At 57.0% G+C, this 13,907-nt stretch carries 12 protein-coding genes; 1 reads left to right on the top strand and 11 read right to left on the bottom strand.

The window, feature by feature from the left end:
• Nucleotides 1-5: 5 nt before the first annotated feature.
• The 3 genes from H151_RS0110720 to H151_RS0110710 all read right to left on the bottom strand — a co-directional run bounded on the left by H151_RS0110720 (nt 6) and on the right by H151_RS0110710 (nt 4,710).
• A complete protein-coding gene (locus tag H151_RS0110720; RefSeq protein ID WP_019961666.1) occupies nt 6-1,211 on the bottom strand; it encodes a glycine C-acetyltransferase in 1,206 nt (401 codons plus the stop codon).
• 73 nt (nt 1,212-1,284) lie between these two features.
• Nucleotides 1,285-2,937, bottom strand: coding sequence for a thiamine pyrophosphate-binding protein (locus H151_RS0110715; protein ID WP_019961665.1), 1,653 nt, complete (start codon nt 2,935-2,937; stop codon nt 1,285-1,287).
• 93 nt (nt 2,938-3,030) lie between these two features.
• Nucleotides 3,031-4,710, bottom strand: a complete 1,680-nt coding sequence (locus H151_RS0110710) for a methyl-accepting chemotaxis protein (RefSeq protein ID WP_019961664.1) — start codon at nt 4,708-4,710, stop codon at nt 3,031-3,033.
• A 174-nt stretch (nt 4,711-4,884) separates the two neighbouring features.
• Here H151_RS0110710 and H151_RS0110705 point away from each other — a divergent pair, with 174 nt between their 5' ends.
• Nucleotides 4,885-7,470: a M14 family zinc carboxypeptidase gene (locus H151_RS0110705; RefSeq protein ID WP_019961663.1), complete on the top strand. Its 2,586-nt coding sequence runs from the start codon at nt 4,885-4,887 to the stop codon at nt 7,468-7,470.
• A gap of 3 nt (nt 7,471-7,473) precedes the next feature.
• Here the strand turns inward: H151_RS0110705 and hisIE are convergent, their stop codons facing one another.
• The 8 genes from hisIE to H151_RS0110665 are packed head-to-tail and all read right to left on the bottom strand — an operon-like array spanning nt 7,474 to nt 13,903.
• On the bottom strand, nt 7,474-8,085 hold the full coding sequence (gene hisIE / locus H151_RS0110700) for a bifunctional phosphoribosyl-AMP cyclohydrolase/phosphoribosyl-ATP diphosphatase HisIE (RefSeq protein ID WP_019961662.1): 612 nt from the start codon (nt 8,083-8,085) through the stop codon (nt 7,474-7,476).
• Nucleotides 8,082-8,849 carry an imidazole glycerol phosphate synthase subunit HisF gene (gene hisF, locus H151_RS0110695; protein WP_019961661.1) on the bottom strand — a complete coding sequence of 256 codons (768 nt, stop codon included), beginning with the start codon at nt 8,847-8,849 and terminating at the stop codon, nt 8,082-8,084. Before hisF ends, hisIE begins: the two co-directional genes overlap by 4 nt.
• Nucleotides 8,849-9,577: a 1-(5-phosphoribosyl)-5-[(5-phosphoribosylamino)methylideneamino] imidazole-4-carboxamide isomerase gene (locus H151_RS0110690; RefSeq protein WP_019961660.1), complete on the bottom strand. Its 729-nt coding sequence runs from the start codon at nt 9,575-9,577 to the stop codon at nt 8,849-8,851. Before H151_RS0110690 ends, hisF begins: the two co-directional genes overlap by 1 nt.
• Nucleotides 9,574-10,191, bottom strand: coding sequence for an imidazole glycerol phosphate synthase subunit HisH (gene hisH / locus H151_RS0110685; protein WP_019961659.1), 618 nt, complete (start codon nt 10,189-10,191; stop codon nt 9,574-9,576). The genes H151_RS0110690 and hisH overlap by 4 nt, the downstream gene beginning before the upstream one ends.
• A gap of 2 nt (nt 10,192-10,193) precedes the next feature.
• Nucleotides 10,194-11,381, bottom strand: coding sequence for an imidazoleglycerol-phosphate dehydratase HisB (gene hisB, locus H151_RS17140; RefSeq protein WP_019961658.1), 1,188 nt, complete (start codon nt 11,379-11,381; stop codon nt 10,194-10,196).
• A 2-nt stretch (nt 11,382-11,383) separates the two neighbouring features.
• Complete coding sequence (hisD, locus tag H151_RS0110675; protein WP_040759411.1) at nt 11,384-12,688, bottom strand: histidinol dehydrogenase; 1,305 nt, start codon at nt 12,686-12,688, stop codon at nt 11,384-11,386.
• 4 nt (nt 12,689-12,692) lie between these two features.
• Nucleotides 12,693-13,574: an ATP phosphoribosyltransferase gene (hisG, locus tag H151_RS0110670; RefSeq protein WP_019961656.1), complete on the bottom strand. Its 882-nt coding sequence runs from the start codon at nt 13,572-13,574 to the stop codon at nt 12,693-12,695.
• The gene (locus tag H151_RS0110665) at nt 13,571-13,903 is read right to left on the bottom strand and encodes a YerC/YecD family TrpR-related protein (RefSeq protein ID WP_019961655.1); all 333 of its coding nucleotides are present in this window, start codon (nt 13,901-13,903) and stop codon (nt 13,571-13,573) included. Before H151_RS0110665 ends, hisG begins: the two co-directional genes overlap by 4 nt.
• Nucleotides 13,904-13,907 lie beyond the last annotated feature (4 nt).

Genomic DNA, 13,907 nt, shown 5'->3' with positions numbered 1-13,907 from the left:
CTCTCTTAATTGACCACGCCCAGCTCTTTACCAACCTTGGTAAAGGCGGCGATGGCCCGATCAATCATGTCTGGGGTGTGGGCCGCGCTCATTTGGGTGCGGATCCGCGCTTGGCCTTTGGGTACGACGGGATAGAAGAAGCCGATGACATAGACCCCCTCATCCATCAATTTAGACGCCATCTGCTGGGCCAACTTCGCATCGCCGAGCATTACCGGAATAATCGGATGCTCACCCGGCAGAAGATTAAAGCCAGCCGCGCTCATCCCATCACGAAATTGCTTGGCGTTTGAGAAGAGCTGCGCGCGCAGATCATGGCCCTCGCGCACCATCTCCAAGGCTTTCAAAGAGGCCCCCGCAATCGAGGGTGCCAGCGAGTTGGAGAACAGATAAGGGCGCGAGCGTTGGCGCAGCATGTCGATCACAGGCTGGCGCGCGCAGGTGAACCCGCCCATCGCCCCGCCAAGGGCTTTACCCAAAGTGCCGGTGATAATGTCGATCCGCTCCAGAACGCCGCAATGTTCGGCAGAGCCCCGGCCATTGGCCCCTAAGAACCCATGCGCGTGACAATCATCAATCATGGTCAGGGCGTCATATTTATCGGCCAGATCACAAATGGATTTCAGATCGGCGATATAGCCATCCATCGAGAAGACGCCGTCAGTGACGATCAGGATATGACGTGCGCCATCGGCGCGCGCTTGCTTGAGCTGGGCTTCAAGATCATTCATGTCAGAGTTGGCATAGCGATAGCGCTTGGCTTTACACAAGCGCACGCCGTCGATGATCGAAGCATGGTTGAGCGCATCGGAAATGATCGCATCCTCGGGGCCCAATAATGGCTCAAACACTCCGCCATTGGCATCAAAAGCGGCGGCATAAAGAATAGTGTCATCCTTGCCAGTGAACTCGGCCAGGGCCTTTTCCAACTGACGGTGAACTTCTTGGGTGCCGCAGATGAAGCGCACTGAAGCCACGCCGAAGCCATAGCGATCCATGGCGGTTTTCGCCGCTTCGATCAATTCCGGGCGGTTGGCCAGACCCAGATAATTGTTGGCGCAAAAATTGAGGACATGGCGATCACCCTCGGGCGTGGTGACATCAATCTCAGAAAATTGCTGCGAGCCGATCACGCGTTCGCGCTTATAAAGCCCTTCGGCTTCAATCTCTTGCAAGCTTTCGTTCAAGTGATCGTAAAAGGAGTGAGACATCACGCTTTTCCTTATTATCGCTCAGATATGTGCGGCTGACATAGGCCCTTATCCGGGTCTAAGCAATGGGTGTTTACTGACCACGCACCTGGGTCAAGGTTTTACCTGGCGCAATCGCTTCTACATCGCCTTTGACCACAATCAAGGCAGGGCGTTTGGCCCGGCGTGCGCGCTTCAAGGCTTCTGGGAAATCATCTTCATGAAGAACTTCCAGGCCCAGAATGCCAAAGCTTTCGGCGAGCTTTTTAAAGTCAGGATTGGTCAAATCCGTGCCTGACAAGCGGTTGGGGTATTCGCGTTCCTGATGCATGCGGATCGTGCCAAATGCCCCATTATCCACCACGATGAAGATGACGCGTGCGTCATAGCGCGCGGCCGTCGCCAACTCATTCACGCTCATCATGAAACAGCCATCACCCGCGACGGAAATCACCGTGCGCTCTGGCTCGATCAGCTTGGCCGCAATGGCCGCCGGGACGCCATAGCCCATCGCGCCTGAAGTTGGGGCGAGCTGAGTGCGATAGGTGCGATGTTTATAAAAGCGATGCAACCAGGCGGCATAATTACCCGCGCCATTGGTAATGATGGCATCTTTGGGCAAGACCTCAGACAAATGGCTGAAGACTTTGGATAGATTGACGCCGTGGCTGACCTCAACGGGGCAAGTGAAGGCTTCAAAGGCCGCATGGGCTTTGGCGGCCTCACCGGCCCAGGCGCTGCTATCCACGCGGATTTTTTTCAGCGCTTCACAGGCCGCCGGAATGGAGGCATTGATCGCCAGCACGGGTTGATACACACGACCCAATTCTTCCGCGCCGGGGTGAATATGGATCAGGCGCTGGTGCGGGACGGGTGATGAAAACAGCGTATAGCCCGAGGTCGTCATCTCGCCCAAGCGGGGCCCGATAGCGATTACCAGGTCGGAGTTTTTCACGCGCTCCGCCAAAACTGGGTTCGGGCCAATGCCGACATCACCGGCATAATGGGGCCGCGTATTGTCGTAATAATCCTTGGCGCGGAAGGTACAGCCCACGGGTAGGTCGTTTTTCTCAATAAAAGTCTGGATGTCTTTAACGGCTTGAGCGTTCCAGCCCCCACCGCCAAGTAAAACCAGCGGATTTTGCGCCTCACCTAAAAGGGCTTTAAGACCTTCCAGATCATCGCCATGGGGTGCAGCTTTGGCGGGATCAATATAGGAAAGCTCCGGCGCTTGGGCGGTGTCCACCAGCATATCTTCAGGCAGCGCCAGAACCACGGGACCTGGCCGCCCACTCATCGCCACGCGAAACGCGCGCGCCATATATTCCGGCACCCGTGCAGCATCATCAATTTCTGCGACCCATTTGGCTTGATCGCCGAAGAAAGCTTTATAATTAATCTCTTGAAACGCCTCACGCTCGCGCATATCGCGCGCGACCTGCCCGACCAGAAGGATCATGGGTGTAGAATCTTGAAAGGCGGTATGTACGCCAATGCTGGCATGGGTCGCGCCCGGCCCGCGCGTCACCATGCAGATGCCCGGACGCCCGGTCAGCTTACCATAAGCTTCGGCCATATTCGCCGCGCCCGCTTCATGGCGGCAGGTGATGAAGCGAAACTCGTCGCCCGCATCGACCAAAGCATCCAAAACGGCAAGATAGCTTTCGCCCGGCACCCCAAAGGCCATATTGGCCCCATTGGCCAATAACGCATCGACAAGATGTTGAGCACCGGTACGCAGGGCCATGACAGCCTCCCCTGACGGATATGGTTATATCTTTTAAGTCAGAGGAGCTAGCCTTGAACCGGGTCAGATAGCAAGGGTGGAAATGCGGTCAGTTTACGCCGCGCGGACCCCGCTTAAGAAGGCCCGAACCGCCTGGCGCAGGGCCCCGACCTCTTGATCCATCGAGGCATTGGCCTCACCCACCTGCTGAGCGCAGGTTTCTGATTCGCGTGCGCTTTTCTTCACACCATTGACCGCATTGGCGACTTCCTGCGCCGCACCCGAGGCGGTCTGCGCCGATCCTGCGATCTCATCAGCGGCTTTACGTTGTTGATCCATAGAATCAGCGATTGAGGTGGAAATGGCACTCATTTCATCAATCACCTGACGGATCATCTGGATGGCTTCCACGGCCTTGTCGGTTGCGTTTTGAATACCACGCACTTCATTGACAATGGAATCGGTGGCATTCGCCGTTTGACTGGCCAGCGCTTTGACCTCACTGGCCACAACCGCAAAGCCTTTACCCGCTTCGCCCGCACGCGCGGCCTCAATCGTGGCGTTGAGCGCCAGCAAATTGGTTTGTTCCGCGATGTCATTGATCAAGCGCACGACGCCATCAATTTTCCCAGCGGCTTCGGCCAGGCGGTTGATGTCGTCACCGGCAATATTGGCCCGCTCTACCGCGCTTTGGCCCACCTGACTAGAGCGCGAAACCTGATGCGCAATCTCACCGATGGAAGCGGTCAATTCTTCTGCCGCTGCAGCAACTACTTCGGCGGTATCCGCCGCAGAGGCACTCGCCCGATCGAGCGCCTGAGAATTATCCCCGGTTTGACTAGAGCTCTGGCGCAAAATATCAGAGGCCGAGTTGAGCTTCCCGCCCGCGATCTCAAAGGCTTTCAGCACGTGATTGGATTGATCTTCAAACTGGGCGATCAGGGTTTCAATCTCACGGGTGCGCGCCTCTTGAGCCTCTCGGTCAGCCTGAGCTCTGGATTCTAATTGCGCGCGCTCCTGGGCACTGGCTCGTAAAATTTCAATCGCGCGGGTCAAGGCTGTAACTTCGCGTCCCTGGGGGTGCGGAAGGGGCGTATCATAATCACCTTGCGCCAAATTCCCCACAGCATCACAAAGCCGGGTGACCGGTTTTTGAATGGTCCGGTTTAAAAACAGCGCCCCCAAAATCATAACGGCTGTCAGAACGACTAGGCCTAGAAGCTGACCACTTAGAGCGGCCAAAACACTGGCATTGACATCATCAATATAAACGCCGGCCCCAACGATCATGCCCCAGGGTGCAAATTCACGCACATGGCTCCGCTTGGGCACAGCTTGAGTTGAGCCTGCGCGCGGCCAACCATAGGCGACAAGACCCTCATGATCGGCACGGACCACCGACACCATATCACGGAAGAGATATTTCCCATTGGGATCCTGGCGGTCACGCACGCTGGTGCCATTGAGTTGAGGCTGCACCGCATGCATCACCATATTCGCATCATAGTCGATGATGAAAATATAATTGCTATCATCAAAGCGCATCGCGGCAAGGGTTTCCAACGCCCGGCGTTTGGCCTCTTCCTCACTCAACGCCCCGTTTTGTACTAAGCCATAATAATGATTGAGCGTCGTCGTGCCCATCTGGGTCACATCTTCCAAGGCCGTATTGACCCGATTATTCACCTGGAGGTTCACCTGAAATGCACTGACGACAGAAACCAGGACCAAACAGGCCGCGATCCCGCCGACGGCCCAGTAGAGCTTTTGCCCAATTGAAAGATTACTAAACATGCGTGCGCCCCAAATTAAAGTCCGTTCATTGAGCGCCCAAGAGCGTTAACACTTTCCTTTCCATGCTTAACTCTATGGCAGTTGAGCCTTTGGATTGAACCATACCGGGCGAAAGCGCTTGACCGTCATCGCGTGCGTATTAGGATTTTCGCCAAGGATAAGGGGGAGATAGCCATGTTGCGTTTCATCTGGGCCTGTGTGGGCCTGATCATGGTCAGCGCGCCTGTTTTTGCAGAGCCTTACACCCCCAAGCCCCTCGCGCGCCTGTTAAACAGCGATGTTTCCTATGACGCAGCGATTCCCTTACCCGAGACCGTGCTGGGCTATAGCAGTGGTGAAATCATCTTCACCCCGGATATGCTTTATAGCTATGCGCGCGCCGTTGATGCAGCCTCAGACCGGGTAAGTATCGAGCCCCTTGGCCAATCGCATTTTGGCCGCCCGATCCTACGCGTCACGATCACGAGCCCCGCCAATCAAGCCCGCCTGGAAGACTTACGTCTGGCCCATCTCAACGCGGGTGCCGCCGATAGTGCGTTGAGTGAAGACCTACCCTTGGTGGTGCAACTGACCCATGGGGTCCATGGCTCTGAATCCTCTGGCTATGATAGCGCTGTGCCGATCCTTTATCACCTGGCAGCGGCCCAGGATGAGGCCACACGTGCGCTGTTAGACACCACGATTGTGCATCAAATCATCCTGATCAATCCCGATGGGGCCAATCGCTTTGCCAATTGGACCAATGATCATCATGCCAGCGTCGCGGTCAGCGATCCGCAACACCGCGAGCATAGCGCGCATTGGCCCTGGGGGCGGACCAATCATTATTGGTTTGACCTTAACCGCCAATGGCTGCCCGTGACCCAGCCCGAGGCCGTCGCGCTCGTCAACACCACTCATGACTGGTCACCCCATGTTTCGGTGGATCTGCATGAAATGGGGACCAATTCGACCTTCTTTTTCTCACCCGGCCCTGTTGAGGGTTTACATCCCCTGCTCTCTCAAGACGGTTTAGCGCTCAATCTGGAGCTTAATCAGGGGCTCATCGACCTTTTTGATCGTGAGCAGCAGCTCTATGTCACTGAGGAATTATTTGATGATTTTTATCTGGGCTATGGTTCGAGTTATCCAGGGCTTATCGGCTCTATCCCTTATCTCTTTGAACAAAGCAGCGCGCGCGGCCTGATCCAGGAGAGTGATTTCGGGGTGCAGCGTTATGACGATAAAATCGGCCAGCAAGCGCGCGCGGCCTTGGCGCTGATCAACTCTGCACATGTTAAGCGCCAGGATCTCATCCTTCATCGGCGTGAATTTGCCCGCCAGACCCTGCAAATGGCGATGGCCGATCCCAATAGCGGCTATGTCTTCACCTCCACCGATCCGGCCCGCCTGGCGGCCTTCATCGACCTTCTTAACCTGCACCGGATTGAGGTTTATCACCTCGCGCGTGACATTGAGGCTCAGGGGCGAACCTATAAGGCTGATACCAGCTATGTGATCCCTTTGCGCCAGCCCGGCTATCGCATTATTGAGGGCCTGTTTGAGACGCGGATCATCACCGACAAGACCGAATTTTATGATGTCTCGGGCTGGACCCAGCCTCTCGCTTACGATCTTGATTATGCGCCCTTACGCGGTGGGCGCGGGGCGCGGGGCGAACGTGTCCTTGCCGGTGATCTCACCCAACCGGCCCCAGCCATGGCCGAGTATGGCTATGTCATGGAATGGTCGTCGGCCTTTGCGCCGCGCGCCCTCTATCGTTTGCTCGATCGCGGGGTGCAAGCGCGCCTGATCCCCGATGAGACCACAGTCAACACCGCCGATGGTGAGCTGAATGTCCCGCGCGGAGCTATTCTGATCCCACTGGCACGCCAACCGATCAACGCAGAAACCCTGCATGCCTTGATGGTCCGCGCCGCCCAGGAAGATGGCGTGCGCATCCATCCCCTGACTTCGGGTCATACCTCACTCGGCTCAGACATGGGCGGATTTGATGTTCTCAGCCTCACCAAGCCTAAAGTCCTTCTCATCACCGGCGAGACAATCAGCATGAGTGATGCCGGTGAGCTATGGTTCTTACTGGATAAGGAAATGCACATCCCGCTCAGCATGATCGATATGGAGGATCTCTCTGGCGCAGATCTTTCAAATTATACCCATATCCTGATGCCCCATGGGCACTATGGCAGCCTCGGCACGGATGGCGCAGAAAGGCTGCAACGCTGGACTGAGGCCGGGGGCACTTTGATCGCGACGCGCGCAGGCGCGCATTTTCTGATGGAAAACGGCCTGACCTCCGCTCAAGCCCCCCAAAGGGATGAGCAAACCCCTTTGCATCCGGTGCGCCGCCTGCCTGCCTATGATGATCTGGCGACCTGGGATACTGAAACTGGGATTTCCGGGGCATTGTTTGCCGCGCGCATGGATATCACTCATCCGCTGGCCTTTGGCTTTGAAGACCAAAATATCGCGCTCCATCGCGCCGGTACCGAGGCCTTCGCCCTGACAGATAATCCCTTTGCGGCCGTGGTGCGCTATAGCCCAGATGATCCTTTGCTCTCGGGCTATGCCTCGCGCGAAAATCGCTCTGCCCTGGCCGGACGCACCGCTATGTTTGCCGAGCGGCGCGGATCAGGCACGGTGATCCTCTTTGCCGATGATCCATATTTCAGAGCCTATTTCAAAGGCTCCGCCCGACTGGTCACAAATAGTCTCTTCTTCCAGAAATCCTTCCGCAATCCGGGCCGGCGCCTGCCCTAAGGCTTAGCGGTGGCGCTCTTTCAAACAGGCTGCGACCTGGGCGAGGCTCAACCCGCGCGCTTTTAACAAGACCAGCAGGTGGAAGATCAGATCTGCGCTTTCATTGATTAAGGCCTCATCGCCTTCAGCAACACCAGCCAGCGCAACTTCTACGCCTTCTTCGCCAACCTTCTGCGCGATTTTGCGAATACCCTTGGCCATCAGGCGCGCGGTATAGCTTTCCTCTGGGGACGCGCTGAGACGCTCCTCAATGATGCGTTCCAGTGATCCAATAAAACCGATACTGGGAAGGGCTTCATCGCCAAAACAGGTCTGCGCCCCGGTATGACAGACCGGCCCCGCCGGGCGCGCCGCAATCAGCAAGCTATCCCCATCGCAATCAGCCTTGATGGAGACCACGCTCAAAGTATGGCCAGAGGTTTCACCCTTGCGCCACAGGCGTTGTTTCGAGCGGCTATAAAAGGTCACGAAACCATCGCGCTGGGTGGCGTCCAACGCGTCTAAATTCATATAGCCCTGCATTAAGATGGCACCGCTATCAGCGTCTTGGACCAGGGCCGGGATCAGCCCCGCCATCTTGTCCCAGTCCAGGATCATATCATCATACATGCTCATAATCTGACCTCTACGCCTGACGTGTCGAGATAGCTTTTTAGATCCGGGATGGCGATCACGCCCTTATGAAAAACACTGGCGGCCAGCGCGCCGTCCACGCGCGCACGCTCAAACACATCACGAAAATGCGCGGCTGCGCCCGCACCGCCCGAAGCAATCAAGGGCACGGAGCATACTTCACGCACCGCTTCCAGCTGTTCAATGTCATAGCCTTCGCGCACACCATCTTGATCCATGCAATTGAGAACGATCTCACCGGCCCCGCGTCTGATCACCTCTTTCACCCAATCAAGGGTTTGGGCTTTGGCCTGGCGCATCTTATCCGGGTCGCCGGTATATTGGTGCAGGCACCAGCGTCCATCAACCTTGCGGCTATCCATGCCGATAACCACGCATTGCGAGCCAAATTCACGCGCCAGCTCATCAATAAAGTCCGGATTTTCCAGCGCCGGAGAATTGATGGAGATCTTATCGGCCCCGGCGAACAGGCGCGCACGGGCCTGATCTAAGCTCCGGATACCACCCGCCACACAGAAGGGAATATCGATGGCGCGCGCCACTTTGGCGACCCATTCTGGTTCCACCACCTTACCTGAAGGGCTGGCTGAGATGTCATAGAAGACCAGCTCATCCGCGCCCTCCCGGGCATAGCGCCGGGCCAGCGTTTCGATATCTCCGACATCTTCGTGGTTCTTAAACTGCACACCTTTTACGACGCGGCCATCGCGCACATCCAGGCAAGGTATAATCCGCTTGGCAAGCATTATGCGACCTCCGCCAGCGCGTCGCCAACCGTGAATCGACCTTCGAACAAGGCCTTACCGATAATGGCACCGCTTGCGCCCAAGCTCTTTAATGCGCGAAGGTCATTGAGGCTCGCCACCCCGCCAGAGGCCTGCCAGGCGACATCCGGGCGCGCCACCACGAGATCACGGTAGAGATCAAGATTGGGACCTTCCAACAAGCCATCACGCCCGACATCGGTCACCAAAGCATGACGCAGGCCCGCGCGGCGATAATCACTCAGCAGCTCACCCAAGGGCCGATCATCGGCCTCTGCCCAGCCATGGGTCGTGGGGTAAGGTGCCCCGTCCATGATGCGCACATCAAAGGCGAGCGCCAATTGATCCCCGCCAAAGCGCGCGAGCCAACCAATCACAGTTTGCACATCCGTAACGGCGAGCGAGCCAATCACGGCACGGCTCGCCCCCGCCTCTAGGATCGCCTCGACATCGGCTTCGCTGCGCACACCGCCGCCCGTTTGGACTTTGATGCCAACATCACTGACGGCTTTAACCAGATCATGCTGGCGACGGGCACCATCGCGCGCACCAGAAAGGTCCACCATATGCAGCCAGCTCGCCCCGGCAGCCAAATAGCCCTCGGCCACGCGCACCGGATCATCGCCATAATCGGTGACCGCGTTGAAATCGCCCTGCTTTAAGCGCACCACACGGCCATCAAGAACATCAATTGCCGGATAAAGGATCATGATCGGGCCTCAGCGCTCGTCGTATTCGTGATAAAGTTTTCCAGGATTTTAGCACCCACCGCGCCGGAGCGTTCCGGGTGGAATTGACAGCCCACGATATAGCCCTGGCGGGCAATCGCGGTGATATCATCACCATAGTGCGCTTTGGCCTGACAGGCCGGACCAGCCTTCACATAGAAGCCATGCACGAAATAGACCCGCGCACCGGGCTCGACCCCGTTCAGCAAGGGCTCATCGGAGTTGACGGCCTCCAACGCATTCCAGCCCATATGCGGCCAGACCAGCTTGGGCTCGGACTTCAAACGCTCAACCCGTCCAGGGATTAGCCCCAACAACGCCACATCGCTTTCTTCGGAATAGTCAAAGAGGAGTTGCATGCCGAGACATATCCCCAAAAGGGGCCGTGTCTCTTTACGCAGGACCTCAACCCAGCCGCTTTTATGAAGCGCTGCCATCGCAGGACCCGCCGCGCCGACCCCGGGAAGGATCAGACGCGCGCAATCTTGGGCCTCCTCAGGGCAATCGACCAGACGATAGGCTGCGCCCAAACGATCCAAGGCATAAAGCACAGACGCGATATTCGCCGTCGAGGTGTTAATCACCGCTATCGTCATGGCTATAACACCCCCTTGGTGGAGGGCAGATCGGAGCCTTCAATGCGAATGGCCTGACGCAAGGCGCGGCCAAAGGCTTTGAAACAGCCTTCAATCATGTGGTGCGCGTTCTCGCCCTGCACCTCGACATGGATCGAGGCTTTGAGGCTTTCTGAAAGCGAACGAAAGGCATGGGCCGTCATCTCCACAGGGAAATCGCCCACGCGCTCACCGGGAATATCACCGTCAAACTTGATGAAGGGTCGCCCGGACACATCTATCCAGACACTGGCGCGCGTTTCATCCATGGGTAAGGCAAAGCCGAACCGGCCAATCCCGCGCTTATCGCCCAAGGCTTCGCGCAAGGCCTCCCCCAAAGTCAGGCAGACATCTTCAATCGTGTGGTGGGCATCAACGCCCAGATCCCCTTCACACACCACATCCAGGGCAAAGCCGCCATGGCGCGCGATCTGATCCAGCATGTGATCAAAGAATTCCAGTCCCGTTTCAATGCGCGTCCCGCTGCCATCAAGGTCCAGGCTCAAGGCGATATCGGTCTCTTTAGTTTTGCGCCGGATTTGGGCACGCCGATGTGTCCCGTTAAGCCCCAGATACGCGGCTAAGGCCTTCGCGGTCACGACATCAGGAATGAAAGCGGTAAAGCCGTTTTCATCCTCGCATAGCGTTAACCCTAGGTGTTTTATTTTGTTTTGAAAGTCTGGGACATTTTTTGGGCGTATGGTTAACCCATTTTGGTGAATTTTGACGCTTATCGCGCCCGCTTGGGCTTCAAAAAAGCCTGCCAAGGGCGTCATCATGGCGTGTTTTTCAAGAGCTTCATCATAAGCCGTCTTCAATCCAGCCGGACTAAGCCGATCTTGTAGCTGCTTCAAGACGATGGCAGCGGGCAGAAGCTCACGACTATCGAGTTTCTCTGGAGCCAGCATCACGCACACGGGGGCCTCTGGCGTCCCAAGCGCGAGTAATGCCGGATAATTGCGCTCGCTCGGGGCGCGCTTTAACGCCTCCACCCCTTGATCGGTATAATCATAGATCATCCAGGGCATGGCGCCTGCGGCTTGATAGGCTGCACGTGCGCTATCATAGACATAGATCTTGCCTTCATCGTGACCCGTTAAAGCGCCCAGGCGCGCCTTAATCTGCGCAATCCAGGCTTGGCGCTGATCATCAAAGCTCTGAGACAGATCCATTTTTAAACCCCCTCTTCCATCGCGATCCGGCGTAGGCGCATGGCCTGGCGGTGGGCATCCAGGCCTTCAAGATCGGCTAAGCGCTCAACGATAGGGCCTAAGGTCTGCGTACCCTGCGGCGAAAGCGAGAGCACACTCATAGTTTTCTGGAACATCTCCACACTGACCCCGCCATAGGCGCGCGCTGCGCCCGATGTGGGCAGGGCGTGATTGGGACCAGCCGCATAATCACCGGCTGCTTCTGGGGTCAACGCCCCCAGAAATACCGAACCGGCATGGCGGATCTGGTCGAGATAGCCTTCCGGTGCGCGGCATTGCACAATTAAATGCTCGGGCGCGTAGAGATTGGAGACCGCAATCGCCTCAGCCATGTCCTTGACCAGAATGGCGCGTGCGTGGGTCAGGCTTTGGCGGGCAATTTCCTGACGCGATAGGGTTTTAAGTTGCGTCTTCACGCACGCATTCACGGCGCGAATTTGGTCGCGGCTGTCGCTGACCAAAACCACTTGGGCAATGGGATCATGCTCGGCCTGGCTTAACAGATCCGCCGCCACGAAATCCGGATTGGCCTGATCATCGGCGATGACCAAAACCTCACTGGGACCGGCAGGCAGATCGCTGGCCGCCCCGCCGGGCATCTGGGACAAGATCGCTTTAGCTGCAGCGACATAGGCATTGCCGGGACCGAAAATCTTATCGACTTTGGGCAGTCCACCCTTACCCAAGCCCGCCGCCGCCACACCATGCGCACCACCGATGGCATAGACTTTGGTGAGCCCCAGCATATAGGCGGTGGCTAGAATAGTTGAATTGACCTGCCCATCGGGACCGGGCGGCACCAGGCAAATGATGTCATCGACCTTGGCCAATTGCGCGGGCACGCCCAACATAATGAGGGTGGAAACCAGGGGCGCACTGCCCGCAGGGATATAAAGCGCGACGCGTTCTAAAGGGCGCACCACCCGGCGCGCCATGACGCCGGGCCAGGTTTCCACCTGGATGTCGCGATATCCCTGGGAGGCGTGAAAACGGCTCACCGCACCAATCGCCTCTTCAATTGCCAGCTTATCATCCGCATCTAAGGCACTGAAAGCACTTTCCAAGTCAGATTGCGGGACAAGAAAACCATCCCCCGTCCAACCATCCAGGCGTTGGGCATAGTCAACAACCGCCTCATCGCCGCGCGCTTCAATGTTGCGCACAATATCTTGGGCAATATCGCAGGCTTTGGCCCCCTCTAAGGGACGCGAAAGCACCGCCGCTCGTATCTCAGAGGATGCGTTATTCCAGTCAATTATATCTAGCATCACTTCAGGCCATCATTTTTTCGATAGGCAGCACCAGAATGGACTGCGCGCCTACGCTTTTGAGTTGTTCCAAGGTCGACCAGAATACCGCTTCAGTGCATACCGCATGGACGGCCACCACATCATCGCGTCCCACAACGGGGGCAACCGTCGGGGCTTGGGCACCAGGTAAGATATTGCGCACATCATCCAGGCGATCTTTTGGGGCGTTCAACAGGATATATTTGGTCTGACGGCTAGCGATCACACCCTTGAAGCGCTCGATCAAAATGTCCCCGATGACATCCTTTGGAGCATCTTTGCGCTTGATCATCACCGCTTGGCTTTCCAACACGGTTTCAAACGCCGCCAAGCCATTGGCATCCAAGGTGGCCCCGGTTGAGACCAGATCACAAATGGCATCGGCGATATGCATACGCGGGGCAACTTCCACCGATCCGCCCATTTCGATAATGTCGGCGCGGATGCCGCGCGCGCTGAGATAGGCCTTTGTCAGGCCCGGATAAGACGTCGCGACGGCTTTGCTCTCCAAGTCTGCCGCGCACGCGATTGTACCGTCCTTAGGCGCGGCCAGTTTGAGCGCGCATTTGGCAAATCCCAGCTCCAACGCGACCTCTAAATCGTTCAACCGACCAGCACGATCGGCTTGAAGTTCATAAAGAACATTCTCACCCACAATGCCGTAATCACAGGCCCCACTGGCGACAAAGCTGGGGATGTCATCATCGCGGATCAGCATCAGATCCAAGGCCATATTCTCGGCCCGGCGCAGCAATTGGTCCTTGCCATAGGCCAGCTTCACACCGGCCTTATCCAGCAAGGCAAAGCTGCCTTCTGCCAAGCGGCCCTTTTTCTGGACGGCGATTTTGATACGGGTCTCGGTCATGATCGGGCCTCCTTGCGCCGGGATAGGGCCAGGCGATAGCCCTGATGAGGTTCTTGAGAGAGGAAACGCGCCACCCGCGTGACGGTCGTGGTGCTGACCCCGGTTTCGGCGCTGATCTCGCGATAGGATTTCGCACCGGTATCCAATAATTGCGCCACCCGCCAGCGTTCGGCCAGCGCCCGCAATTCCCCCGGTGTCGACAAGTCCAACAAGAAGCGCTGAATTTCATCGGCGGTTTCAAAACTCAGCAAGGCCTCACACAAAGCTTCAATATCGGCTTGCTGCTGAGCCCGGCTTTCATCCTGGCTGGAGGGTTTCATGGCACTCATCTCA

This window comes from Woodsholea maritima DSM 17123 (genome assembly GCF_000382325.1).
Taxonomy (GTDB): Bacteria; Pseudomonadota; Alphaproteobacteria; order Caulobacterales; family Maricaulaceae; genus Woodsholea; species Woodsholea maritima.
This window is presented reverse-complemented; position numbering and strand designations above follow the sequence as displayed.